21 protein-coding genes are annotated in these 23,997 nt (G+C 68.9%); 12 read left to right on the top strand and 9 right to left on the bottom strand.

Going from position 1 to position 23,997, the window contains the following annotated elements:
* Nucleotides 1-3 precede the first annotated feature (3 nt).
* From ACFQV6_RS03115 to ACFQV6_RS03095, 5 genes are all read left to right on the top strand, one after another.
* Entirely contained in the window at nucleotides 4-963 is a 960-nt protein-coding gene (locus tag ACFQV6_RS03115; protein ID WP_378025733.1) for a hypothetical protein, read from the top strand.
* Nucleotides 960-2,165, top strand: a complete 1,206-nt coding sequence (locus ACFQV6_RS03110; protein WP_378025732.1) for an adenylosuccinate synthetase — start codon at nucleotides 960-962, stop codon at nucleotides 2,163-2,165. The genes ACFQV6_RS03115 and ACFQV6_RS03110 overlap by 4 nt, the downstream gene beginning before the upstream one ends.
* A 165-nt stretch (nucleotides 2,166-2,330) precedes the next feature.
* A complete protein-coding gene (locus ACFQV6_RS03105; RefSeq protein WP_378025731.1) occupies nucleotides 2,331-2,624 on the top strand; it encodes a DUF1540 domain-containing protein in 294 nt (97 codons plus the stop codon).
* A gap of 169 nt (nucleotides 2,625-2,793) precedes the next feature.
* Nucleotides 2,794-3,225: a hypothetical protein gene (locus ACFQV6_RS03100; RefSeq protein WP_378025730.1), complete on the top strand. Its 432-nt coding sequence runs from the start codon at nucleotides 2,794-2,796 to the stop codon at nucleotides 3,223-3,225.
* Nucleotides 3,226-3,229: 4 nt separating this feature from the next.
* Complete coding sequence (locus tag ACFQV6_RS03095; RefSeq protein ID WP_378025729.1) at nucleotides 3,230-4,624, top strand: multicopper oxidase family protein; 1,395 nt, start codon at nucleotides 3,230-3,232, stop codon at nucleotides 4,622-4,624.
* Here ACFQV6_RS03095 and ACFQV6_RS03090 read toward each other — a convergent pair whose 3' ends face one another.
* Nucleotides 4,625-5,758: a DUF5925 domain-containing protein gene (locus ACFQV6_RS03090; RefSeq protein WP_378025728.1), complete on the bottom strand. Its 1,134-nt coding sequence runs from the start codon at nucleotides 5,756-5,758 to the stop codon at nucleotides 4,625-4,627. It lies immediately after the preceding gene.
* 52 nt (nucleotides 5,759-5,810) lie between these two features.
* Entirely contained in the window at nucleotides 5,811-6,245 is a 435-nt protein-coding gene (locus tag ACFQV6_RS03085) for a nitroreductase family deazaflavin-dependent oxidoreductase (protein WP_378025727.1), read from the bottom strand.
* 155 nt (nucleotides 6,246-6,400) lie between these two features.
* On the opposite strand from ACFQV6_RS03085, the gene helR reads away from it, so the two are divergent.
* The 4 genes from helR (at nucleotide 6,401) to ACFQV6_RS03065 (ending at nucleotide 11,617) form a co-directional block, all read left to right on the top strand.
* Nucleotides 6,401-8,524, top strand: a complete 2,124-nt coding sequence (helR, locus tag ACFQV6_RS03080; RefSeq protein WP_378025726.1) for an RNA polymerase recycling motor ATPase HelR — start codon at nucleotides 6,401-6,403, stop codon at nucleotides 8,522-8,524.
* 81 nt (nucleotides 8,525-8,605) lie between these two features.
* Nucleotides 8,606-10,267 carry a S8 family peptidase gene (locus tag ACFQV6_RS03075; protein WP_378025725.1) on the top strand — a complete coding sequence of 554 codons (1,662 nt, stop codon included), beginning with the start codon at nucleotides 8,606-8,608 and terminating at the stop codon, nucleotides 10,265-10,267.
* 31 nt (nucleotides 10,268-10,298) lie between these two features.
* Nucleotides 10,299-10,898, top strand: coding sequence for a sulfite oxidase-like oxidoreductase (locus tag ACFQV6_RS03070; RefSeq protein WP_378025724.1), 600 nt, complete (start codon nucleotides 10,299-10,301; stop codon nucleotides 10,896-10,898).
* Entirely contained in the window at nucleotides 10,868-11,617 is a 750-nt protein-coding gene (locus ACFQV6_RS03065) for a ferredoxin reductase (RefSeq protein ID WP_378025723.1), read from the top strand. The genes ACFQV6_RS03070 and ACFQV6_RS03065 overlap by 31 nt, the downstream gene beginning before the upstream one ends.
* A 68-nt stretch (nucleotides 11,618-11,685) precedes the next feature.
* Here the strand turns inward: ACFQV6_RS03065 and ACFQV6_RS03060 are convergent, their stop codons facing one another.
* The 6 genes from ACFQV6_RS03060 to ACFQV6_RS03035 all read right to left on the bottom strand — a co-directional run bounded on the left by ACFQV6_RS03060 (nucleotide 11,686) and on the right by ACFQV6_RS03035 (nucleotide 20,451).
* Nucleotides 11,686-12,615 carry a MerR family transcriptional regulator gene (locus ACFQV6_RS03060; RefSeq protein ID WP_378025722.1) on the bottom strand — a complete coding sequence of 310 codons (930 nt, stop codon included), beginning with the start codon at nucleotides 12,613-12,615 and terminating at the stop codon, nucleotides 11,686-11,688.
* 731 nt (nucleotides 12,616-13,346) lie between these two features.
* On the bottom strand, nucleotides 13,347-15,398 hold the full coding sequence (locus tag ACFQV6_RS03055) for an alpha-galactosidase (RefSeq protein ID WP_378025721.1): 2,052 nt from the start codon (nucleotides 15,396-15,398) through the stop codon (nucleotides 13,347-13,349).
* A complete protein-coding gene (locus ACFQV6_RS03050) occupies nucleotides 15,395-16,726 on the bottom strand; it encodes an ABC transporter substrate-binding protein (protein ID WP_378025720.1) in 1,332 nt (443 codons plus the stop codon). The genes ACFQV6_RS03055 and ACFQV6_RS03050 overlap by 4 nt, the downstream gene beginning before the upstream one ends.
* A 31-nt stretch (nucleotides 16,727-16,757) precedes the next feature.
* Nucleotides 16,758-17,585 carry a carbohydrate ABC transporter permease gene (locus tag ACFQV6_RS03045; protein WP_378025719.1) on the bottom strand — a complete coding sequence of 276 codons (828 nt, stop codon included), beginning with the start codon at nucleotides 17,583-17,585 and terminating at the stop codon, nucleotides 16,758-16,760.
* Nucleotides 17,582-18,460 (bottom strand): carbohydrate ABC transporter permease, encoded by an 879-nt coding sequence (locus ACFQV6_RS03040; protein WP_378025718.1) that lies wholly within the window; start codon nucleotides 18,458-18,460, stop codon nucleotides 17,582-17,584. Before ACFQV6_RS03040 ends, ACFQV6_RS03045 begins: the two co-directional genes overlap by 4 nt.
* Nucleotides 18,457-20,451 carry a beta-galactosidase gene (locus tag ACFQV6_RS03035; protein WP_378025717.1) on the bottom strand — a complete coding sequence of 665 codons (1,995 nt, stop codon included), beginning with the start codon at nucleotides 20,449-20,451 and terminating at the stop codon, nucleotides 18,457-18,459. The genes ACFQV6_RS03040 and ACFQV6_RS03035 overlap by 4 nt, the downstream gene beginning before the upstream one ends.
* A 133-nt stretch (nucleotides 20,452-20,584) precedes the next feature.
* Between ACFQV6_RS03035 and ACFQV6_RS03030 the strand changes: the two genes are divergently transcribed.
* Nucleotides 20,585-21,601 (top strand): LacI family DNA-binding transcriptional regulator, encoded by a 1,017-nt coding sequence (locus tag ACFQV6_RS03030; protein WP_378025716.1) that lies wholly within the window; start codon nucleotides 20,585-20,587, stop codon nucleotides 21,599-21,601.
* A 291-nt stretch (nucleotides 21,602-21,892) separates the two neighbouring features.
* Here the strand turns inward: ACFQV6_RS03030 and ACFQV6_RS03025 are convergent, their stop codons facing one another.
* A complete protein-coding gene (locus ACFQV6_RS03025) occupies nucleotides 21,893-22,270 on the bottom strand; it encodes a hypothetical protein (protein WP_378025715.1) in 378 nt (125 codons plus the stop codon).
* 239 nt (nucleotides 22,271-22,509) lie between these two features.
* Here ACFQV6_RS03025 and ACFQV6_RS03020 point away from each other — a divergent pair, with 239 nt between their 5' ends.
* On the top strand, nucleotides 22,510-23,289 hold the full coding sequence (locus tag ACFQV6_RS03020) for an SGNH/GDSL hydrolase family protein (RefSeq protein ID WP_378025714.1): 780 nt from the start codon (nucleotides 22,510-22,512) through the stop codon (nucleotides 23,287-23,289).
* Nucleotides 23,290-23,704: 415 nt separating this feature from the next.
* Entirely contained in the window at nucleotides 23,705-23,992 is a 288-nt protein-coding gene (locus ACFQV6_RS03015) for a PLD nuclease N-terminal domain-containing protein (protein WP_378025713.1), read from the top strand.
* Nucleotides 23,993-23,997 lie beyond the last annotated feature (5 nt).

Here is a 23,997-nt window from a genome sequence, read left to right as displayed (position 1 = left end):
GCAATGGGAAGCGGACGATGGTCCACTGACGTCTACACCGCGGCGGCCGACTACCGTGCCGCGTCCGGCAAGAGCGCGTTCGCGTACAGCGACAGCGGTGCTCGCCGGGTGCACGAGGAACTGGACCCCGACGGGGTTTTCATGCGCGAGAGCCGGGACAGTACGGAGCACCCGTTCAGCACGCCGATCGCCGTTCTGTTCGACGTGACCGGCTCGATGGGCAACGTGCCGCGGGTCCTGCAGACCAAGCTGCCGCAGCTGCTGGGCCTGCTGACCAGGAAGAACTACGCGATCGACCCGCAGATCATGTTCGGCGCGATCGGGGACGCGACCTGTGACCGGGCGCCGCTTCAGGTCGGCCAGTTCGAGTCGGACAACCGGATGGACGACGACCTGGCGAAGATCGTCCTGGAGGGCGGTGGCGGCGGGCAGAAGCACGAGTCCTACGAGCTGGCGCTCTACTTCATGGCCCGGCACACGGTCCTGGACTCGATGATCAATCGCGGTCGTCGCGGCTACCTCTTCATCATCGGCGACGAGATGCCCTACCCGAAGGTCAAGCCGCGTGAGGTGAAGGCCGTGATCGGCGACGACCTCCGCGAGCCGATCAGCATCGAGCAGATCCTGCACGAGCTCAAGCGCAAGTACGACGTCTACTACATCCTGCCGACGGCGGCCGGCTGGGGCGGCGACAAGGAGGTGCTCGAGCGCTGGCGTGAGCTGCTCGGGCAGAACGTTCTGGAACTCGACGACCTGGACGCGGTCTGCGAGACCATCGCGCTGACGGTCGGCCTCGGCGAGGACGCGATCGACCTGGACGCGGGCATGTCGGACCTGGCGGACGTCGGTTCGGCGTTCGGCGGATCGGTCGGCCGGGCGCTCGCTCCGCTGCAGCGCACCGCGGTGGTGCGCGACGCACCGTTCGAGATCACCGCCGGCCCGGGCGGAAACCAGCGACTGTGAGCCGGGAGCACGTCGCCGTCGTCGACCTCGGCTACGGCGACGCCGGCAAGGGAACCATCGTCGACGCGCTCTGCGCCTCTGATCAAAAGCGGGCAGTCCTGCGCTTCAACGGTGGCGCGCAGGCCGCCCACAACGTCATCACCGAGGACGGCAGGCACCACACGTTCGCCCAGTTCGGTTCCGGCACGCTGCGCGGGGTGCCGACCCACCTGACCCGCTTCATGGTGGTCGATCCCCTCGCACTGGCGGCCGAGGCGCGGGCACTGGGAGACCCGTTTCACCTGCTCACGGTGGATGGTGACGCACTGCTCGCCACTCCGTGGCATCGTGCCGCGAACCGGCGCCGGGAGAGGGCACGCGGCGGGGATCGGCACGGTTCGTGCGGGATGGGCGTCGGGGAGACCATGGCGTACGCCTTGGAGCACCCCGACGCTCCCAGGGTCGCCGACACCCTGTCCGCCACCCGGCTCCGCGCCCGCCTCTCCGCGGTCCGCGACGACATCGGCGAACCCGGCGACGTAGAACTGAACGACGTGGTCGACGCCTTCACCGCCTTCGCCCGGACCGTCCGCATCGTCGGCACCGAGTTCACCGACCGGCTCCTCGCCGAGGGCCCGTGCGTCTTCGAGGGCGCGCAGGGTGTCCTGCTCGACGAGTGGCGCGGCTGGCACCCGCACACCACCTGGTCGGCCACCACCTTCGACAACGTCGCCGCGCTCTGCCCGTCGTTCCGCCGGCTCGGTGTGGTGCGCACCTACACCACCCGGCACGGCGCTGGCCCGTTCGTCACCGAGGCACCGGAGCTGGACCTGCCGGAGGCGCACAACGGCCGCGACGACTGGCAGGGCACCTTCCGGACCGGCCACTTCGACGCCGTCGCCCACCGGTACGCGGTCGAGGTCGCCGGCGGGATCGACGCGCTCGCGGTGACCCACCTCGACGCGCCCGCGCGCTGCCCCGGCCTCCGCATCTGCCCGTCCTACCGGCTCGGCGGCGAGCCGTGGGACCGGATCGAGCCCGGCCCGCCCCGCGACCTGGTATATCAGCGCCAGCTCACAGAAATGCTGCTCCGGGCCAGTCCGGATGCACTTTACCGGCCGGACGACTGGGCCACCGAAATTGGTGCACTGCTGGGTTCACCGGTATTCCTGGAGTCTTACGGGCCGAGATCATGCGACAAGCGGGAAAGGGCTATCGTGTGAAATGCCAGGCCCGGGACCAGGGAAGACTCACCTAACAAATGGTGAGGGTTGCCTTACCTAATGGTTCGAACGTTTACCGGCGACATCATTTGGATAAGTGGAAACAAGTTCGATGGAGGGTTATGGTCGGCGTGAGGCCATTGATATTCCAGGGAGCTGGTAACCATGACGCAGATGATGAACATGCCGCGAGTGCAGACGTGTACCGTCGCTTCGTGCGGTTACAACCACGACGGGTGTACGGCGTTCGCCATCACCATCGGAAGCATGAGCAGCGCGGAGTGCGACACCTTCATCGGCTCGGGTGAGCAGGGTGGCATGGGCGTGGCAACCGCCCAGGTCGGTGCCTGCAAGCGCGCCGACTGCACCTACAACGAAAACCTCGAGTGCCGCGCCCCGGCGATCACCGTGGGCGCCTCCGCCGAGCGGGCCGACTGCTTGACCTACCAGCAGAGCTGACCCGGCGCGACAACTTATCGGGCCCTTCGCGTCGCTGCATTCCAGCGACCCGGAGGGCTCCTTCGCGTGTACGCCCCCGGGCTTACCTGCGGATACGCTCAATGGCGTATTGCCCACCCGTCGAGCCGGGTCGATGCTTGTGGACATCGGCTCGAAGGGGGAAAGTCCGATGCGCACCGCCTATCGCATCATCGCCATGCTCATTCCGATCTTTGTCCTGGTGCAGCTCACCGTGATCGCCGGAGCGTGGTTCCTGGTTCTCAACGATCTCGACTCCGGGAGCGTCCTGGACAAGAACACCGTGGACAACTGGGCACACGTCGTCCACAGCCAGGTCGGCATGATCGTCATACCGCTGCTCGGCCTGAGCCTGCTGATCGTGTCGTTCTTCGCCCGGGTCCCGGGCGGTATCAAGTGGGCCGCGATCACTCTCGGCGTGATCTTCCTACAGGTCTTCCTGGCCTTCGCCGGCTTCGCGGCACCCCTGGTGGGCCTGCTTCACGGCCTGAACGCCGCGGCGGTCGCCGCGGTCGCCGAGGTCGCTGCTCGCAAGGCGAAGGTCACCACCACGGCGCCGGCCCAGCCGGCCGTCGTCGCCTGAGCCGGTGCGCACCGGCTTCCGGGCCGCCATCGCCTCGGTGGCGGCCCTCGCTGTGCTCGGTCCGCTCGGCTGGTACTGGTACGACAGCCTGGTCCCCGGCACCTACGACATGGCCGCCATGGGTTACGCCGACAACGGCGGCGGCCCGCCCGTGGATCATCGCCACACCGGCGGGCTCAGCGTCGCCGACCTGCGCGGTCCCTCGGGCCGGCCGGACGTCAGCGTCACGCTCGCCGCCCGGCGCGACGGCGGCGCCTACACCCTCAACGGCTCCTCCCCCGGCCCGGAGATCCGCGCCGGGCAGGGCCAGCTGATCGAGGTGACCCTGGTCAACGAGTCGGTACCGGACGGTGTGACCCTGCACTGGCACGGCGTCGACGTGCCGAACGGTGAGGACGGCGTCGCGGGGATCACCCAGGACGCGGTCGGTCCCGGCGACAGCCACGTCTACCGCTTCGTCGCCGAGGACGCCGGCACCTACTGGTACCACTCCCACCAGGTGTCTCACGAGCAGGTGCGCGGCGGCCTGTTCGGGGCGCTCGTCGTGACACCGAAGGGGGGCATCACGGCGAGGGACCCGGTGGTCGCGGTGCACACCTACCAGGGCCGTCGCACGATCAACGGCTCTCCGGGCCGCACTCCCCTCGACGCGGCGCCGGGCGAGACCGTGCGCGCCCGGGTGATCAACACGGATGCCGGTCCGATCCGGGTCTGGGTGAGCGGCACGGCCTACCGGGTGGTCGCCGTCGACGGCCGCGACGTGCACGAACCGGCGGCGATCACCGGCAAGGCCGTGCTGGTCACGGCCGGGGGGCGGGTCGATCTGGAATTCGCCGCGCCCGGCCGGGTGGACACCGGCGGCGGCGCCGCAATCGGATCGGGTGAGGCCTCGGCGGAGCCGCGCGAGCTTGTCGATCTTTTGGCGTACGGGCGGAGCACTCCACTCGGCTTCGACCCGGCCCGGGCCACCCGCGTGTTCGACTACCGCATCGGCAGGCGGTTCGGCTTCCTCGACGGCGTACCCGGTCTGTGGTGGACGGTGAACGGCAAGCTCTTCCCCGACGTCCCGATGTTCATGGTCCGCACCGGTGACGTGGTCCGGATGACTATCAGCAACAACAGCGGCGAAGTCCACCCGATGCACCTGCACGGCCACCACGCGGTGGTGCTCAGCCGCAACGGGACGGCCGCGACGGGCAGTCCGTGGTGGGTCGACTCGCTGGACGTGGGCGACGGGGACAGCTACGAGATCGCGTTCGTCGCCGACAACCCGGGCATCTGGGCGGACCACTGCCACAACCTCGAGCACGTCCCCGAGGGCCTGGTCGCCCACCTGGCCTACGAGAACGTCAGCACGCCGTACCGGGTGGGCGGTGACGCGGGGAACGTCCCGGAGTGACTACAGGTACATGCCGCCGATCTGGGGCTCCTTCTTCGGGACGGTCACCGGTGCCGCACCGGTCCTCAGGGCGTAGAGCTCGGCGAGGGTGGCACCCTCGGGGCCGACACCGGTGGAGGATCCGAGCCAGGCAACGGCTTCCGCGTACGGAAGACGCCCGACCTCGATGCTGGCAAGGCACCGCCCCGGCCGGACCACAGCGGGGTGAAGGGCCGACAGGTCCTCGTTGGTGGTGATCGCGATGAGCGCGTTGCGGCCCTGGCCGAGCAGCCCGTCGGTGAGGTTGAGCAGCCGGGACAGTGCCTGGCCGGCGCTCGCCTTGGCCTCACCACGGATCAGCTCGTCGCAGTCCTCCAGCATCAGCAGCCGCCACGTCTGCGGGCCGTCGTCGCTGCCCAGCGCCACGTTCATCAGGTAGGCCGGGTCGGCGAAGAGGCGCTCCGGGTCGAGCACGCAGTCGACCTGGCACCAGGACCGCCACTGCTGCGCCAGCGCCCGCAGCGCGGTGGTCTTGCCGGTACCCGGCTCGCCGTGCAGCAGCAGGAGCCGGCCGTTGACCGCCGAACCGTCGACGGCCATCAGCCGCTCCAGGGTCTCGGCGACCGGCCGGGCGTAGTTGGGGCGGATCTCGTCCCAGGCGGTGGCGCCGATCTCCCGCTCGGTCCGGCGCGGGCCGTGCGGGCCCTGGTGCCAGAAGCCGATCGGCACGCTCTCGGCGGCGGGCGCCGGTTCGTCGCAGGCGTCCGCGACCGCTTCGGCGAGCACCTGCTCGGCCAGCTCGGCGCTGATCGCGGTGACCGCGACCCGGGCACGGCGGCTCTGCTTCCAGCGGGTGACGTGCAGCGACCAGCCCTCGCCGACGCTGAGCCGGCCGTGACCGTCGTCGTCCTTGGCCTCGCGGACCAGCCGAGCACCCTCGGTGGTCAGCGGCGCCTCGGCGCGAAGGTTCTCCAGGTACTTCGTACGGCCGAAGGGCTCACGCCCGGTCACGAACGCGTCGAGGGCCATCAGGTCGACGACGTCGACCAGGCGATCGTCGTCGTCGACGGAACCGGCGAGGGGAAGGCTGAAGCCGGTCGGACCCGCCGGGCGGGCGGCCGGGGCCCGGTCGACGGGCTGGTGCGGTACGCGCATCAACCCATGATCGGAGGCACCGGCCTTCTCGGCATCCCGTTTTCCCACGGCCTCACCGAGGTGTCAGCAGGAACACCGGGATCAGGCGATCGGTCTTGGTCTGGTAATCCGCGTAGGGCGGGTAGGCGGCGACCGACCGCTCCCACCAGATCTCCCGCTCCTCGCCCTCGAGCTCCCGGACGTCGTAGTCCTTCTTGTCCGGCCCGTCCTGCAGCTCGACGTGCGGGTTCTTGCGGATGTTGTAGACCCAGACCGGGTTCTTCGGGGCGCCGCCCAGCGAGCCGACCACGGCATACTCGCCGTCGTGCTCGACGCGCATCAGGGCGGTCTTGCGAAGCTGGCCGGTCTTGGCGCCGACGCTCGTCAGCACGATGATCGGCCGGTCCATGATGGTGTTGGACTCGGCGCCATCGGTCGCCTCGTATTTCTCGGCCTGCTTGCGAGCCCAGTCGGAGGGGCTCGGTGCGTATTCACCAGTCAGCGGCATGATCGCCAGTTTAAGCCAGTCGCGCTGATTGTTGCGAAGGGAAAGGGGTCAACTCACACCTTTCCACCTCCAACATATAGCAGACTGGGGGGCTTGCGGCAAGACCCGGTTCGTCCCGCAAACTCGCAGGTCGAAGCCTAAATGGGGGTCCAGCAATGCACGGTGTGTTCGCCCTGCCCGCCAACCTCGCCGCCAAGGACGACCCGGCACTCATCGCCGGCGACGAGAAGCATTTCGCCGCGATCGCCGAGAGCCTGCGGCGCTCGATCGCCGAACTGACCGACCGCCTGGAGACCGAGCGCCGGGCACCCGCCGGCAAGGGACGGCAGGCGGTGGACCGGGACGACGCGGTCCGCCGGCTGACCGCCCGACTGCGCACGCTGCGCCGCTTCAGCCTGGACCTGTGCCTGGGCCGCATCGTCGCCGCGGACGGGACCGAGCCGGTGTACATCGGACGGCTGGGGCTCACCGACGACACCGGCCGGCGCCTGCTGGTCGACTGGCGCTCCCCCGCCGCCGAGCCGTTCTTCGCCGCGACACACGCCAACCCGGCCGGGCTGGTGAACCGCCGCCGGTACCGCTGGACCCGCGGCGCGATCACCGACTACTGGGACGAGGTGTTCACGCCGGAGGGGCTCGAGGGGCACGCGGCCCTCGACGACCAGTCCGCCTTCATCGCCAGCCTGGGCAGCACCCGGTCACCGCGGATGCGGGACGTACTCGGCACCATCCAGGCCGATCAGGACGCCATCATCCGGGCCGGCTCGCGGGGCGCTCTGGTGGTCGACGGCGGCCCCGGCACGGGCAAGACCGTTGTCGCCCTGCACCGCACCGCGTACCTGCTCTACTCCGACCCGCGACTCGGTCAGCGCAGCGGTGGTGTGCTCTTCGTCGGGCCGCACGAGCCCTATCTGGCGTACGTCGGTGACGTCCTGCCCAGCCTCGGCGAGGACGACGTGCAAACCTGCACCGTGCGTGACCTGGTCTCCGAGGGAGCGGCCGCGGGGCCCGAGAAGGATCCAGATGTCGCCCGCCTCAAGTCGTCGGCTGACCTGGTGAAGGCCATCGAGGCGGCCGTCGCGTTCTACGAGGAACCACCAGATAGGGCGATGACGATCAACACCCAGGAGACAGAGGTACGCCTGACCGCCGCCGACTGGTCCGAGGCATTCCAGGCAGCCGGGCCCGGCACCCCGCACAACGAAGCCCGCGACGAGGTCTGGGACGAGCTGCTCACGATCCTGCTGGAGAAGTCCGACGGTGACTCCCTCCTGCGCCGGTCCCTGCTCCGAAACCGGGAACTGGTCACCGCGTTCAACCGCGCCTGGCCCCTGCTCGAAGCCGCCGACATCATCGCGGACCTGTGGTCGGTACCCGCCTACCTGCGCAAATGCGCCCCCTGGCTCAGCGCCGACGACGTACGCAAACTCCAGCGCGCCGACCCGCGGGCCTGGACCGTCGCCGACCTGCCGCTGCTGGACGCGGCACGCAGGCGGCTCGGCGACCCGGAGTCGTCCCGCCGCAAGCGCCGCCAGGACGCCGCGCTCGCCGTCCAGCGCGAACGCATGGACACCGTCGTCGACGACCTGATCGCGTCGCAGGCGTACGACGACGGCGAGGGCCTGATGACGATGCTGCGCCAGGAGGACCTGCGGGAGGTCCTCGTCGACGAGGCCGAGGCACCCGCCGCCGACCCCGACCTGCTCGCCGGGCCGTTCGCGCACATCGTCGTCGACGAGGCGCAGGAGCTCACCGACGCGGAGTGGCAGATGCTGCTCCAGCGCTGCCCGTCCCGCAGTTTCACCATCGTCGGCGACCGCGCCCAGGCCCGGCACGGGTTCACCGAGTCGTGGGAGCAACGGCTCGGGCGGATCGGCCTGGAACGGGTCACCATGGCCTCGCTGAGCATCAACTACCGCACGCCGGAGGAGGTCATGGCGGAGGCCGAGCCGGTCATCCGGGCCGTGCTCCCGGACGCCAACGTGCCCACCTCGATCCGCAGCAGCGGCCTCCCGGTCCTGCACCGTCCCGCCTCGGAACTCGACTCGATCCTCGACTCCTGGCTGGCCGAGCACGACGAGGGCGTCGCCTGCGTCATCGCCACCCAGCCCGGGATCACGGCACGGCCCCGGGTCCGGTCACTGACCCCGGAGCTGTCGAAGGGACTGGAGTTCGACCTCGTGGTGCTGATCGACCCGGACACCTTCGACGGCGCTGTCGATCGTTATGTGGCGATGACCCGGGCGACCCGGCAACTGGTGATGCTGACCAGCACCTGAAACGCACCCCGCTTGTCCCCGCTCCGCACTCCGCCGGCCACACCTTTACCGAGGTAGGCGGTTTCAACGAGCGGAGGATCAGTGCGGCGTTTCCTCACCGGCACCATCGCGGCTGCTTTGGGCGCGTTCGCGCTGCCCACGGGCAGTCAGGCGTTCACACCCGTCTCGTACGGGCTGGAGCTCCCGGCGACCGTCTCGGCGGCCCAGCCGGTCCGGGTGGTCACCACCACCCTCGACGCCACCGGCCGCCCGGTGATCAGCGTCCGGGTGGCCACCAGCCGGGCCCGGGCCGCGGACCTGGTCGGCATCGCCACGGCTGCCGGGAACACGGTCGGTGTGGAGATCGACGTCCCGGTACGGGCGCTGGAGGAACCCTCCGACCCGTACCGGGACGAGCAGTGGGATCTCGACGCGATCCGGGTGAGCGAGGCGTGGGAGCAGTCCACCGGCGAGGGGGTGACCGTCGCCGTGATCGACAGCGGGGTGGACGGTGACCACCCCGACCTGGCGGGCCACGTCCTCCCCGGGTACAACACGATCGACGACGTCGAGGGCGGTGCCGCCGACGACAACGGGCACGGCACCCACGTCGCGGGCACGATCGCCGCGGTGACCGGCAACGACGAGGGCGTCGCCGGCATCGCGCCGGACGTGACGATCCTGCCGGTGAAGGCCCTGGACGCCGATGGCAGCGGCTGGATGTCGGACACCGCCGAGGGCATCGTCTGGGCGGCCGACAACGGCGCCCAGGTGATCAACCTGTCGCTGGGCGCCACCGAGCAGTCCGAGGCGGTGACCGAGGCCGTCGGCTACGCCCGCGAGCAGGGGGTCACCGTCGTCGCGGCGGCGGGCAACGAGCGCGAGGAGGGCAGCCCGACCAGCTGGCCGGCCGCCGACGAGGGCGTTCTCGCGGTCGCCGCCACCGACGACCGGGACGAGTACGCCGAATACTCCAACGCCGGCGATTATGTGGACGTCGCCGCGCCGGGCAGTGACATCCTCAGCACCTACCCGGGCGACGGTTACGAGACGATGAGCGGCACCTCGATGGCGGCGCCGCACGTCGCCGCGGTGGCGGCGCTGCTGCTCGGCAAGAACCCGGGTCTTTCCCCCGGCCAGATCGAAAGCATCCTGGAGAGCACTGCTGTCGACCTTGGCGACGAGGGCTTCGACCCCGACTACGGTCACGGGCGGATCGACGCGGCGGCGGCACTCACCGACGGCCTTTCCGCCGAGCCGGAAATCCTCGTCGACGAGCCTCCGGCTCCGGTCGCTTACGGGACCCGGACCGTCACCGGCTTCACCGTGCTGGTCGACGGCGAGCCGATGGCCGACGAGACCGTGCGGGCCTGCCTCTCGGCGGGCGGCGGAGCGTGGAGTTGCAAGGACACCGTGACCGGCGCCGACGGTACGGCCGACGTGCCCCGCACCGCCACCGGCGCCTTCCGGGTCCGGTTGGACGTGCCGGACACCGAGGCCTCCGCCACCGTCGCGTACGCGGTGAAGGCCGTGGTGAAGGTGTCCCGCACCGGCAAGGGCACGATCACGGTGAAGGTCAGCGGCGCCGCCGGGCAGAAGCTCACCGTGCAGCGCTACCAGAACAGGACTTGGAAGACCGTCAAAACGTCCAAGGCCGCGGCCAGCCAGAAGGTGACCGGGCTGGTCAGCGGTGGTTCGTACCGGGTGGTGCTGTCGAGCTCGGCAACGATCACCGGCGTGACCAGCGGCACGGTCAGAGCCTGAACGTGACGGTGGTGAGGTTTACTCGTACCTCATGGGCATCATCTCCCGAGGCTTCGGCGGGCGGCGGCGTGACTCGCCGCCCGACCTGCCGCCCGGCCAGTACCTGACGCACGACTTCCCGGTGCTCTCCGCCGGGCCGACGCCGCGCATCCCGCTCGACCGGTGGCAGTTCACGATCGCCACCGAGACCGGCGAGAAGCACTCCTGGAACTGGGCGGAGTTCACCGCGCTGCCGTCCGAGGAGATCACCGTCGACATCCACTGCGTCACCAAGTGGTCCAAGCTCGGCACCACCTGGAAGGGCGTCTCGCTGGACACCCTGCTGGAGGACGTCGAGTCGGCCGCCGACTACGCGATGGCGCACAGCTTCGGCGGCTACACCACGAACGTGCCGGTCGAGGACCTGCTCGACGGCAAGGCATGGATCGCGTACGAGTACGACGGCGAACCGCTCCACCCCGAACACGGCGGACCGGCCCGGCTCCTGATCCCCCACCTGTACTTCTGGAAGTCCGCGAAGTGGGTCAACGGGCTGCGGATGATGCCCGAGGACGACCCGGGCTTCTGGGAGGCCGCCGGCTACCACATGTACGGAGACCCATGGTCAGAGCAGCGGTACCACGGCGACTGAACTGGCGTGTCGCGACGGTCTCGGACGCCCGCTGGGAGACCGGATCGGCGCGCACGCTGGCACTTGACATCCCCGACTGGCCGGGACACCTGCCGGGGCAGCACATCGACATCAAGCTGACCGCCGAGGACGGGTACTCCGCCCAGCGCAGCTACTCGATCGCCTCGGCGTGGAACGGTTCGGGCCCGGTCGAGCTGACCGTGCAGCGGCTGGACGACGGTGAGGTCTCGCCCTATCTCACCGACGTGGTGAGCGAAGGCGATCAGATCGAGGTTCGCGGTCCGGTCGGCGGCTGGTTCATCTGGCGCGACACCCAGACGGCGCCGGTCCTTCTGGTGGCCGGCGGCTCGGGGGTGGTGCCGCTGATGGCGATGATCCGTGCCCGGGGGCTGGCGCGCGGGCGTCAGCCGTTCCGGCTGATCTATTCGGTGCGCACGCCGGAGGACGCCTGTTACGCCGACGAGCTGCACCGCCGGGTACGCGAGGACGCCGGCCTGGATGTGCGGTTCGTCTACACCCGGAAGGCTCCGGAAGGCTGGCCTGCGCCGCCGAAGCGGATCGACGTGGCGACCGTCAACACGTACGGGTGGCCGCCCGACCTCGAGCCGGACTGCTTCGTCTGCGGGCCGGACGGGTTCGTCGAGACCGCCGCGAACATGCTTGTCGCCCTTGGTCACGACCCCAAGAAGATCCGCACCGAGCGCTTCGGCGGCGCCTAGGGCGTGGTTCACAAGGGGGGTCGGAGCCGCAGCCCGGCCATCCCTTGTGAATCACGTCCTAGACCGTTTCAGGTGGTGGGTGAATCCAGCTTTGCGGCCAGTTCCATACAGCGCAGGCGGGCCGGGGAGAAGTCGTAGGGCATCTTGGCGATGGCTTCGAACGCGCTCATGGAGCCGGCCTCCCGCCTGCCGGAGCTGAGGTCGGCCTCGTCCTCGGCGGGGGCAGGGTGCAAAGTGTCCCAGGCGTCGAAGAGGGCATCGTCGTCCTTGTCCAGGCCGGACTCCTCGATGGCGGCCTGCAGGGCGTTTTCGAAGGCGTGCCGCTCGGCGGCCACTTGAGCCACCCGTGGATCATCGACGGCGACGCTGTCATCGAGTGCCTCCTCGGCGTCGTCGATGCGGTCGGAAGCCGCCCGCAGGGTGGGATGCGTGGCCAGGGCGACGAAGCGGGTGGCTTGGACGGCCGCGCCGAGAGGGCCGAAGATCCGCTCGGTGACCAGCAGACTGTCCAGGTCCGCCTGGCGCAGGGAGCCTTCGGGCAGGCCTTTGAGGCGTGCGGTGACGAAGTCGGAGAGCAGGCCCATCCGGCTGCCTTCGGTGCGCATCCGCTGCACGGCGGCCCGTTGCCGCCGCAATTCCGCCTCCTGTTCGGCGAGGGTTTCCGCCAGCCGCTCCAGGATGCCCGCGATACCGTCTCCGCTGTCCGCACCGGCTCCGCTGTCCGCACCGGCTCCGCTGTCCGCGCCGGCGGAAGCCATGCCGGTGGTGAAGGCGTCACGGATGTCGTCCAGGGCGATCCCGGCGTCGGCCATCTTGCGAATCCACAGCAGGCGGATCATGTCCTCGTACCCGTAGCGGCGGCGGTTGTCACCGCCTCGCTCAGGCTCGGGGAGCAGGCCGATCTCGTGGTAGTGGCGAATCGCCCGTGGCGTGCTGCCGGCGAAGGCCGCCGCGTCACCGATCTTGACCTGGCGGGGTGGCCAGAAAGACAAATGCATGAGCAGGGACCTCTCCTGATCGGGACGTGGGACCACTGGATCACATGCCGCTACGGAAGGTGCAACCTTGCGATCTCGGGCTGCCGCGTGCCCCACCCTCGACTACGGAGGAAGCGAATTGGTTTTGGCATGATCCACCGCTGACACTTCGGGGGCGGAGTGGGCGACAATTGTTTGTATGAGACAGGGGTCATTCTTCAGCCGGGGGCAAATAGCGGAGATGCGCGATCGGACCCTGTCTCGGAACTATTCTGCCGCGCGTGAAGAATTTCGGCGTGAGCATGAGCGGCATCGCGAGTGGGGGTTGCGGCGGCGTCATGCTGAGAAGTTGCGGCGTCTTCGTGAGGGGGGATCCGGAGCTGCCACCGCACCCGTTGCGGTGCAGCCAGCGGCGCCCACCCCAGGTCCTGTGATGCCTGCCGTGAGCGCTGTAACACCCACTCCGCCTGCTGCGACGCGGCGTTCAGTTACGCCGTCGACGGTCCCCGCACGGCAGGCGTCCGTCGTGCGTCGGCCGGTCACTCTGCCGTCGCAAGGTCACGGTAAGGGTTTCATGAATTTGGGTGGTCGTTGCGGGATTGTGGTTGGGGTGACACTCGATGTTTTCGGATTTGCGCGGGTGCGTTGTGGTCACCATGTTGTGGTCCAGGAAAAGCCTGGTTCTTATTTTAAGGGTTCTTTTTCTTTGCTTCGGGTGGCTTCTGGAAAGGGTGCCGGAGTCGGGCTTTCCGTTATGTCACGGCCAGGAGTAAGGCCTGTTCTGGGGTTAAGAGTGGGGCGGGTAGGCCTGCCTCTGCCAAGGTTCGGCCGGGGAGCGTTACTGAACCGTTTGCCAGCCACGGGGGTGGGGTGTCCTGGAGGACGCGGGGTGGGGTTCCGATGGGGCGGACTGTGTAGGAGCGGTCCGGGTCGAGGCCGGGGAAGCGGATCGGTGGGGGTAGTGCCGCCGCTGGAGAGCCGGTTGCTACCAGGGCATACAGCGCTTCCGTACGGTCCTGCGCCACGACGCCGTGCAGGTGCAGGGCTGGATCTGCTGCGTCGGCGTGGACCACCGTGCCGGTGTGCAGCAGGGGGCGCAGCCGCTTGTATTCGGCTGTCCAGGCGGCTATTGCGGCGCGCTCGGGTGGCGATGTGCTGGTCAGGTTCCATTCGATTCCGGCGCTGCCGAAGAGGGCGGTGGCCAGGCGGAAGCCAAGGGCCGAGGTGCGGCCGGTTACGTGTGTGGTTGCGGCGCCCAGGTGGCCACCCAGGTATTCGGGCGGGATCAGGAGGCTGGTCCAGCGCTGGATTTGCTGGCGGTCCAGGGGGTCGTTGGTGTCCGAGGTCCAGAAGCGGTCTACCAGGGCCAGAATGCCCAGGTCGATGCGGGCGCCGCCGGAGGCGCAGCTTTCGATCTCGACGTTGGGAAATGCCGCGCGTAGGTCCGTGAGCAGGCGGTACAGGGCGGTGGTCTGGCGGTGGGAGGAACCGGGGAGTAGGAGGTCGCGGTTGTGGTCCCACTTGAGATAAGCGATCGGGTATTCGGTCAGCAGGGCTGCCAGTTGTTCCCTGATGTGGGCGTAGGCGTCTGGGTTGCCGAGGTCCAGGACTCGCTGCCAGCGCCAAGTTAGAGGGCTGTCGAGGATCCAATCGGGGTGGTTGCGTGCCAGGGCGGAGTCGGGGCTGACCATTTCGGGTTCTACCCAGAGGCCGAAGTCCATGTCGCGGGCGTGTACGCGTTTGATCAGGGGGTGAAGGCCGTCCGGCCAGACGGTGGGGTCCACGGTCCAGTCGCCGAGGGCTCGTTTGTCGTCGCGGCGGCCGGAGAACCAGCCGTCGTCGAGGACGAAGCGTTCCACGCCTACCTCGGCTGCGGCATCCACCAAATCGCTCAGGGCCGGGAGGTTCTGGTCGAAGTAGACGGCCTCCCAGGTGTTGAGTACGACCGGGCGGGGCAGGCGGAGGGTCTGGCGGGAACGGATCCATGGATGGAGGCGGTCGGAGAGGCCATCGAGTCCTACGTCTGAGAAGACGGCTACCAGCCAGGGTGTCTCGTAGGAGTCGCCCGGCGACAGAATGATCTCGCCGGGGGTGAGCAGCTCGCCGGCGCCCAGGACGCCGGGGCCCAGGGCGGTTCGCTCGGCCCAGATCTGCTTGTCGCCGCTCCAGGCCAGGTGGGTGGCCCAGACCCGGCCGTGCCGGAAGCCGAAGCCGGGCCGACCGGCGATCATCAGGAAGGCGTCGTCGTGACCGGGACGGCCGTGGCGGCTCTCCCGGCTCCAGACGCCGTGCCGCATCGGTGCTCGTTGCGGGGTGCGTTCGTGCGCCCAGAGGCCGGTGAAATCGAGCAGCTCGGCGGCCTCGGCGGGGATCGGCAGGACCACATCCAGGCCGGCGGGTGTGAAGTCGGTGGGACCGTGATTGTCCAGGCGGTGCCGTACCCGGAGAACACCCTGCGTGGACAGCTCGAGTTCGGTTGTCACTGTCAGGGAATCGTCGGTGCTCGCGCAGCGTACCGAAGCGGTGTTGTCCTGAGAGTGGGCACTGACCAGGCGAAACGGCCCGGCTGGGTGACCGTGCAGCGCCGGCCTGCCGGTCCATCCCTCTGCGGCCGACGGCAAGAGCGACAAACGCAGGGGTACGTCGATCGAGCTCGGCGGCACGGCCGGCACCACCGCGTCGGCCAGCGTCGTCGGGTCGACATCGCCCAGGTCGGGGCCCCAGTGGACGATCGTGGGAACGGCAGCGCCGCGGGCGTCCAGCACAAGGCTGGTGCCCGCGGCGCGCAGATGGAGCACCGTCACTCGGCGACCGGAATTGATTGCGATTTCAGGTTCTCGATGGTCGAGGTCTGCGCCCCGGCGAGCGCGTCAGTGATGGTGCCGCTGCCGGAGACGGCCTTCTTGAAGCCGTCGGAGGCGGTGGCGTAGGTGGAGGTCATCGTCGGTCCCCAGACGAAGTCGGCGGCGACCTGGGTGGAGGCCTGCGCGAAAACATCGTAGATCTTCTGGCCGCCGTAGAACTCCACTCCCTCGGAAAGGGCGGGGAGCGACGCGCCGGCCTTGGTCGCCGGGTAGAGCTGCGCCTCTTTGTTCAGCAGGGTGAGCGCCTCCTCGGAGGTGTTCAGCCACAGTGCGAACTTGGCCGCCTCGTACGGGTGCTTCGAGCCCTTGAAGACCGCGGTGGCCGAGCCGCCCCAGTTACCGGCGACGGTGCCGCCCGAGGTCCACTGCGGCATCGGGGCGACCGCCCACTTGCCCGAGGTGTCCGGCGCGCCCGACATGATCGAGTTGGCCCCCCAAACCGCGGAGACCCAGGTCCACGCCTTGCTGGTGTTGTAGGCGTTGTCCCACTCGGTGGTCCACGGCGGCACGGCCGAGACCAGCTTCTTGTCGAGCAGGCCCTGCCAGTAGTCGGCGACCTTCTTGGTGTTCTCGTCGGTCATGCTCACGGTCCACTTGCTGCCGTCGTTGGCGAACCAGCGGCCGCCCGCCTGCCAGGCGAGACCCGCGAACTGGTTGATGTCGCTCTGCGAGAAGTTGGTGATGAAACCGCCGGCGGTCTTCACCTTCTCCGCCGCCGCGGCGTACTCCTCCCAGGTGGTGGGCACCGGGATGTTGTTCTTCTCGAACAGGTCCTTGCGGTAGAACAGGGCCATCGGGCCCGCGTCCTGCGGCACGCCGAAGACCGAGTTCTCCTCACCGAAGGTGACCTGGCCCCAGGTCCAGTCGACGAACTGGTCCTTCGCGGCGGTGACCTCGGAGCAGGCGGCCAGGTTCTCCAGGCCGTCCTGGACGCGGAAGCTGGGCAGCGCGTCGTACTCGATGTGGCCCAGGTCGGGCGCGTTGCCGGCCTTCAGCTGGTTGAAGAAGTTCTGGTAGGTGCCGCCGTTGCCGTTCGGGCCGGTCTGCACCTTGACCTGGATGTTCGGGTTCTTGTCGTTCCATGCCTTCACCACGGTCTCGATACCGGGGATCCAGGTGGTGTAGTTCAGCGTGACCGGGCCCGAGGAGGGCGCGCAGCTTGCGGCGCCGGCCGGCGTGGTGGCCTCGTCGTCGCCGCCGGAGGAGCAGGCGGTCAGAGCAAGCGCGGAAGTCAGCACAATGCTGAGCGAGCGCATCGGAAAACGCATTTCCATCCTCACTTCTGTGAAATTTCGGGGGTTACTTGACGGCGCCGGCGCCGAGGCCGTTGCGCCAGAAGCGCTGCAGGAGCAGGAAGGCGATCACCAGGGGCACGATCGAGACGAGCGCGCCGGTGAGCACCAGCATCCGCAGCTCAGGAAGCTGGTTGACCTGGGTGTTCCAGGAGTAGAGGCCGAGGGTGACGGGGAACAGCCGCTCGTTGCCGAGCATGATCAGCGGGAGCAGGAAGTTGTTCCAGACCGCGACGAAGTGGAACAGGAAGATCGTCACCAGGGCCGGGAACATCAGCCTGCTGGAGACCGTGAAGAACGTCCGGACCTCGCCGGAGCCGTCCAGCCGGGCCGCTTCGAGCAGCTCGTCAGGCACGCCGGCGGTGGCGTAGATCCGGGCCAGGTAGACGCCGAACGGGTTGACCAGGCTCGGCAGGAACACCGACCAGAACGTGTTGGTGGCGTTCAGCTCGCTGAAGATCAGGAAGAGCGGGAGAGCGAGCGCGGTGGCCGGCACCAGGACGCCGCTGAGCACCACGTTGAAGATCGCCTCCCGGCCGGGGAAGCGGTACTTGGCCAGCGCGTACCCGCACATGGCGGCCAGCACAGTGCCGAGCAGCGCGGCACCGCCGGTGTAGAGGATGCTGTTTCCGAGCCAGCGCAGGAACACACCGTCCCGGTACGCGAACAGCTCCTTCACGTTGTCGATCAGGGCGAAGTCGGCGAACCAGAGCCCGCCGGTGCTGGAGAACTGGCTCCGGGTCTTGGACGCGGCGACCACCAGCCACCAGATCGGCACCAGGAAGTAGAGCGTGCCCATTCCCATGATCAGCATGGGCAGAACGCGGTTCTTCACAGCTCACTCCCCCGCCGCTGGGTCAACTTGAGGAAGCCGAAGGAGAGCGCGCAGGTGGCGAGCGCCAGCACCACCGAGAACGCGGCGGCCAGGTTGAAGTTCGGGATGGACGAGGTGGAGTAGACGGTCAGGTTCGGCGTGTACGTGCTGGAGACGGCCGAGCTGAACGTCCGGAAGACCTGCGGCTCGGCCAGCAGCTGAAGGGTTCCGATGATTGAGAAGACGGTGGTCAGCACGATCGCCGGCATCACCAGCGGGATCTTGATCGACCACGCCGTACGGATCGCACCGGCGCCGTCGAGGCGGGCGGCCTCGTAGGTCTCCTGCGGGATCGCCAGCAGCGACGAGTAGATGATCAGCATGTTGTAGCCGACGTAGACCCAGGTCACGACGTTCGCCATGGCCCAGAGCACCAGGTCGGCGGAGAGCAGGTCCCAGTTGCTCGTCACCGCGGTGAACGGCGACAGGTTCGGCGAGTAGAGGAAGCCCCACATGATCGCGGCGACCACACCGGGCACCGCGTACGGGACGAAGAACGCCAGCCGGAAGAACCGCCGGCCCCGGACCAGTCCGGAGTCCAGCAGCAGCGCCAGCAGCAGCGCGATGCCGAGCATCACCGGCACCTGCACGATGCCGAAGATCAGCACCCGGCCGATCGACTCCCAGAACGGGCCGTCGGAGAAGACCCGCTGATACTGGGCCAGTCCGCCGAAGACCTCACGCGCCGGGCCGAAGGTGCCGGTGCGCTCCACCCGGTAGAGCGACTGCTTGATCGCGTAGCCGATCGGCACCAGATAGAAGGCGGCGAACAGCAGACCGAAAGGGACTATGAAAAAGAGCAGGGCTCTCTTGTGGTGAACAGGTTGCCTCTTCACGCGGGCTCCTCTCGCACGACGCCGACACCGCCGCCCTCGACGCGGAGCAACCCGCGCACCGGCTCACCGGTGACGAGGTCGCACCCGGTCGTGTTGATCTCGACGGGTTCGGCACCGTGATTGACGACGAAGAGGTAACTGCGCCCGTCACCGCGGCGGCGGACCACCTCGACCTCCCCGTCACCCGCCGGGCCGGCTTTCGTCGCGCCGGCCGTTTCCACGGCTTCGTCGACGAGTGCGCGGAGGCCGTGCGGGTCGAGTTCGGTGGCGACATACCAGGAGTTGCCGTCGCCGTACCGGTTGTGGGTGATCGCCGGGACGCCGGGTAGCGGTCCGTCGACGTAGGTGGCCAGCGTCGTCGCCGTGGTCGTACGCAGCCGCTCGGTCCAGAGCGTGCCCGTCGCGCCGTTGCTCAGCGCCACCTCATGCCCGGGCAGCAGCGGCGCGAACTCCTCGGCCAGCACGCCCAGCACGTCCCGGAACGCGCCCGGGTAGCCGCCCAGCCGGATCCGGTCCCGCTCGTCGACGATGCCGCTGAAGAAGGTGACGACCAGGTTCCCGCCGTTGCTCACGTAGTCGGCGATCCGCTCGGCGGCCGGGTTGGACACCATGTAGAGGCACGGCACCACGACCAGCCGGTAACCGCTCAGGTCCGCGTCCGGGGAGACCACGTCGCAGGTCACTCCGAGTTGCCGCAGCGCCCGGTGCGCGGCGTGAACCTGGTCCAGGTAGCGCACCGCCTGTGACGGCCGGGCCTCACCCTCCGCGGACCACCACGAGTCCCAGCTGAAGAGCAGGGCCACGTCGGCGGTCACCTGGGTGCCGGCCACCTCCTCGATCCGGTCGAGGGTCTCGGAGAGCCGCAGCACCTCCCGCCACGCGACGGTATCGGTACCGGCGTGCGGCAGCAGCGCCGAGTGGAACTTCTCGGCACCCTGCGCCGAGGCCCGCCACTGGAAGAAGCAGACCGAGTCGGCACCCCGGGCGACGTGGGTCAGCGAGTTGCGCAGCATCTCGCCGGGCGCCTTGGTGAGGTTGTGCGGCTGCCAGTTGACCGCGCCGGCCGACTGCTCCATCAGCATCCAGGGCCGGCCGCCGGCCAGGCCGCGGGTGAGGTCGGCGGCGAAGGCGAGCTCGGCGACCGGATCACCGAGCCGGTGGTCCAGGTAGTGGTCGTTCGCCACCACGTCCATCTCCGGCGCCCAGGACCAGTAGTCCAGGTTGCGGATGTGCGCGGTGACCATGAAGTTCGTGGTCACCGGGATCTCCGAGTGCCGGCGCAGCACCTCCGCCTCGGCGCGGTAGTAGCCGAGCAACTCGTCGGAGCTGAACCTGTGGAAGTCGACGATCTGGGCCGGGTTACGCAGGGACAGGGCGAGCCGGGGCGGCTGGATCTCGGACCAGTCGCCGTACCGCTGACTCCAGAACGACGTACCCCATGCCTCGTTCAGCGTCTCGATCTTCCGGTACCGGCTGCGCAGCCAGGTGCGGAACGCCTCGGCGCTGGTCTCGCAGTAGCAGAGCGCGTTGTGGCAGCCCAGCTCGTTGGAGACGTGCCAGAGCGCCACACCGGGGTGCTTGCCGTAGCGGTGGGCCACCCGCGACACCAGGTCCAGGGCCCGGTCCCGGAAGACCGGGGAGCTGGGGCACCAGGCCTGCCGGCCGCCCGGGAACCGGGTCGTGCCGTCGGCCGCGGCCGGGAGGATCTCCGGGTAGAGCGTGCTCAGCCACGGCGGCGGCGAGGACGTGCCGGTGCCCAGGTTGATCCGGATCCCGTTGGCGTGCAGCAGCTCGATGACCTCGTCCAGGTCATCGAAGTGATAGCCGCCGGGGCTGGGCTCGAGGTTCGACCAGCCGAAGATGTTGACGGCCACCAGGTCGACACCGGCCCGGCGCATCAGCGCGACGTCCTCGCGCCAGACGTCGGGCGACCACTGCTCCGGGTTGTAATCACAGCCGAGGCTGATTCCCGGAAGGGGGAACGTGTTCATAAAACTCCTGGTCACGGGTGTGTGCACGTGCACACATTTCCGCCGGAAGTGACGCCGGTTACGGATGTGTGAACGTGCACACAGTAGGACTGCCCTGGCGCTCGGTCAATAGCGGCGGCGTTATCGTGATCGCATGACCCGGCCGAAACCGCAGAAGCGCGCCACGGTGCACGACATCGCGGCCGCCGCCGGCGTCTCCCGCGGCACCGTCAGCCGCGTCCTGAACGGCGGATACGTCTCCGCCGAGGCCCGCGCGGCGATCGAGGCCGCCATCACCGAAGTCGGTTACGTACCGAACAACGCGGCAAGAGCCCTGAAGATGCGCAGGTCACAAGCCGTCGCCTTCGTCGCGCTCGAACCGCACTCACTGTTCCTCGACGACCCCAACATCGGCTCGATCATGCTGGGCGCCAACGCGGCCCTCTCCCTCGCCGACCACCAGATGGTCAGCCTCGTCGTCGAGTCGGCCCGCGACACCGCACGCGTCGCCCGCTACCTGAGCGGCGGATTCGTGGACGGCGCCATCGTCGTGTCCGCACGCACCCGGGACCCGATCATCAAAGTGATCACCGACCTGGCACTGCCGGCGGCCTTCGTCGGCCACCCACCCGACCTCGACCAGAGCATCCCGTTCGTCGGCATAGACAACGCCGGCTCCGCCCGGGCCATCACCCAGCGCCTGCGCGAAGGCGGCCGGCGGCGCATCGGCATGATCGCGGCCGCGCTCGACCGTGACTCCGGCATAGACCGCCTGTCCGGCTTCCGGGACGCTTTGGGGCAGGCGTACGACGAAGAGCTAGTCATCGACGTACCCCACTACGACTACAACTCCGGCATCAAGGGCATGCGCGAGCTGCTCCAACGCGATCCCACCGTCGACGGTGTCTTCGCCGCGTCGGACGCGATCGCGGCCGGCGCCCTGGAGGCCCTGCGCGAAGCCGGCCGCAGCGTGCCGTCGGACGTGGGCGTGGTCGGGTTCGACGACAGCACGTGGGCGGTGCGGTGCCAGCCACCCCTGTCGACGGTGCATCAGCCGGCCAAGGAACTGGGGTCCTACGCCGCCCAGCTAGTCCTCCGCCAGCTCGACGGGGAGCACGTCGCGGGCGGTCAGCTCCTGACCACGCCCATCGTCTGGCGCGACTCCGCCTGAGCCCCTGGAGTTCCGCACTTCGCACTTCGCACTCCGCACACTCCGCAATCCGCGCACTCCGCACTCCGCACTCCGCACTCCGCACTTCGCACTCCGCACTTCGCACTCCGCACTCCGCACTCCGCACGAGGGAGAGCTGTCGGCCTGGACCGGGCAGTTCAGCCCGGCGGGCGCGTTGCGGCCTGGAGTGGGCAGTGGGTCGCGTGTGCGGGCGGGACACGTAGTTGGGTTTTGGGAGCCGACTCTCGTACCAGATAAGAATTGACCGTGACCTGCGCACCCGCAGCTTGGTCAGGTGGCGCGGAAGCTGCGGAGGCGTTGGGCCAGGGTGGGTGGCGGAGGTGGTGGGACCGGGCGGCGGACCGCGGGTGGGGCGGAGCGGCCGATGGGCTGGTCGTAGTCGGCGGTGGCGATAGCCTCGATGATCTCGTCCTCGCCGAAGTCCTCGGAGCCGGCGATGGAGGGGACGAAGCCGACCAGGACGCCGTTGCGCATGACCTGCGCCTCGAGACCGGCGGTGCCGTCGTTGTCCCAGATCGCCTCACGGCCGTCGGGCAGGACGACGCGGATCCCATACTGGGTGATGCCGGCTCGCGGAAGTTTCAGGTGGGCGAACACGTTGCGGGTGCGCAACTTCTCGACGACCCGCCGGGCTCGGTTCTCGTCCATGAGCTGACGATAATCCGCCGATCTGAAAACACGCTGAAGGTCGACTCGACGGCTGTTGAGAGGTCACAGCGCTCTGCACACGTAACATGACCGGTCGTGATAAGCCCTGGTCACATCGATGCATGTTACTACGTCGTAATAGGATTGTCACTGGATTCCATTTCAGGAGAGCTTGACTTACTGTTCGGTAACCGAAGCGCTTCGGCCCCAGATCCCCACGCGGATATCGGAGGCCATCGATGAGAACGGCCAACGTCCTAGCCACTCTCGTCACCTCGACCGTCCTGAGCCTCGCCCTCGCCGCACCCGCCCAGGCGGCGAGCATCGACTACGTCGCCCTCGGCGACTCGTACTCCAGCGGCGTCGGTGCGCCCGGCCAGTCCGGGACCTGCCTGCGCAGCAACTCCAGCTACGCGGCGCAGTGGGCCGGCCGGAACAGCCCGTCGTCCTTCCAGTTCCTGGCATGCGGCGGCGCCAAGACCGACGACGTGCTCAAGACCCAGGTACCGGCGATCAAGAGCGGCGCCGACCTGATCAGCATCACCATCGGTGGCAACGACGCCGGCTTCGCGCCGACCGTCCTCACCTGCCTGACCTCCAGCGACTCGGCCTGCGCGACGAAGGTGGCGCAGGGCAGGACGTACGTGGCCAACACCCTCCCCGGCAAACTCGACGCGACCTACAAGGCGATCCGGGGGAAGGCCCCTGACGCCCGGGTGGTCGTCCTCTCCTATCCGCTGATCTTCGACACGTCGTCGCTGCTCTGCGAGATGAGCGTCGCCAAGCGGCGGTCCCTGAACAGCGGCGCCGACGCCCTCGACGCGATGATCAAGCAGCGTGCGGAGGCGGCGGGGTTCGTGTTCTCCGATGTGCGTGACGAGTTCGCGGGGCATGGGGTGTGCTCGTCGCGGCCCTATCTGAACGGGCTCACGATCATCCCGCCCCAGAACTCGTATCACCCGAACACCAGCGGCTACACGAACGGTTATCTGCCCGCCTTCAGCGGGTCGGCAAGCTGATTCGAGGCACGGGGTCCGGTTCCGGCCGGACCCCGTGCCCTTTGCTCCGCTTCTGCTGATCTTCCGCGCCTCGCCGGTCACGACTTCCGCGATCTTGGGCACTTGAGCCGGCCCGGTGGACCGGAAGTTCACAAGATCGCGCGTGGGAGGGCGGGCGCGCCGCGCTCCCCCTCTGCCGCGATCTTGTGGAGTTGACCGGGAGCGGTGGGCCGGAGGTTCACAAGATCGCGGTCCGGCACGGCGCGCTGCTGAGCCGCGTCTTGGTGCTGGCCGTGCTCTGCCGCGATCTTGTGGAGTTGGCCGGAGGGCGGGGCGGCGGAGGGCGGGGCGGCGGAGGGCGAGGGGCGGGGGGTGCAACCGGAGCGCAACGGGGTGGGACCGGGATGGAGGCTTGGGGCCGACAGGATTGCTCCCCATGGCCCGATTGAACACGCTGCTTTTCCTCATTGTCGTCGCGCTCAGCGTGGTGGCGTTGATCGACTGCCTGCTCACCGACCGTTCGCGGCTCCGAGCGTTCCCGCGGGGCGCCTGGGTGGTCCTCGTACTGCTCTGCCCCATCGCCGGCCCCATCGCCTGGTTCCGTGCCGGTCGTGCCACCTCGGCCGCCGACGTTCACGTCACGCCGGCGCCGCGCGGACCCATCGGCCCCGACGACGACCCCGAGTTCGTCCGGATGCTGGCCGAGAGCATCCGCAACCGCTGACGCCC

The organism is Actinoplanes sp. GCM10030250 (assembly GCF_042666575.1).
GTDB lineage: Bacteria > Actinomycetota > Actinomycetes > Mycobacteriales > Micromonosporaceae > Actinoplanes.
This window is presented reverse-complemented; position numbering and strand designations above follow the sequence as displayed.

Excerpts from the sequence above, each read along its gene's own strand:
- ACFQV6_RS03035 (WP_378025717.1), bottom strand. The coding sequence starts at position 20,451 with ATGAACACGTTCCCCCTTCCGGGAATCAGCCTCGGCTGTGATTACAAC.
- ACFQV6_RS03020 (WP_378025714.1), top strand. The coding sequence starts at position 22,510 with ATGAGAACGGCCAACGTCCTAGCCACTCTCGTCACCTCGACCGTCCTG.
- helR (WP_378025726.1), top strand. The coding sequence starts at position 6,401 with ATGCACGGTGTGTTCGCCCTGCCCGCCAACCTCGCCGCCAAGGACGAC.
- ACFQV6_RS03025 (WP_378025715.1), bottom strand. The coding sequence starts at position 22,270 with ATGGACGAGAACCGAGCCCGGCGGGTCGTCGAGAAGTTGCGCACCCGC.
- ACFQV6_RS03115 (WP_378025733.1), top strand. The coding sequence starts at position 4 with ATGGGAAGCGGACGATGGTCCACTGACGTCTACACCGCGGCGGCCGAC.
- ACFQV6_RS03105 (WP_378025731.1), top strand. The coding sequence starts at position 2,331 with ATGACGCAGATGATGAACATGCCGCGAGTGCAGACGTGTACCGTCGCT.
- ACFQV6_RS03030 (WP_378025716.1), top strand. The coding sequence starts at position 20,585 with ATGACCCGGCCGAAACCGCAGAAGCGCGCCACGGTGCACGACATCGCG.
- ACFQV6_RS03060 (WP_378025722.1), bottom strand. The coding sequence starts at position 12,615 with ATGCATTTGTCTTTCTGGCCACCCCGCCAGGTCAAGATCGGTGACGCG.
- ACFQV6_RS03085 (WP_378025727.1), bottom strand. The coding sequence starts at position 6,245 with ATGCCGCTGACTGGTGAATACGCACCGAGCCCCTCCGACTGGGCTCGC.
- ACFQV6_RS03100 (WP_378025730.1), top strand. The coding sequence starts at position 2,794 with ATGCGCACCGCCTATCGCATCATCGCCATGCTCATTCCGATCTTTGTC.
- ACFQV6_RS03065 (WP_378025723.1), top strand. The coding sequence starts at position 10,868 with ATGGTCAGAGCAGCGGTACCACGGCGACTGAACTGGCGTGTCGCGACG.
- ACFQV6_RS03070 (WP_378025724.1), top strand. The coding sequence starts at position 10,299 with ATGGGCATCATCTCCCGAGGCTTCGGCGGGCGGCGGCGTGACTCGCCG.
- ACFQV6_RS03090 (WP_378025728.1), bottom strand. The coding sequence starts at position 5,758 with ATGCGCGTACCGCACCAGCCCGTCGACCGGGCCCCGGCCGCCCGCCCG.
- ACFQV6_RS03050 (WP_378025720.1), bottom strand. The coding sequence starts at position 16,726 with ATGCGTTTTCCGATGCGCTCGCTCAGCATTGTGCTGACTTCCGCGCTT.
- ACFQV6_RS03015 (WP_378025713.1), top strand. The coding sequence starts at position 23,705 with ATGGCCCGATTGAACACGCTGCTTTTCCTCATTGTCGTCGCGCTCAGC.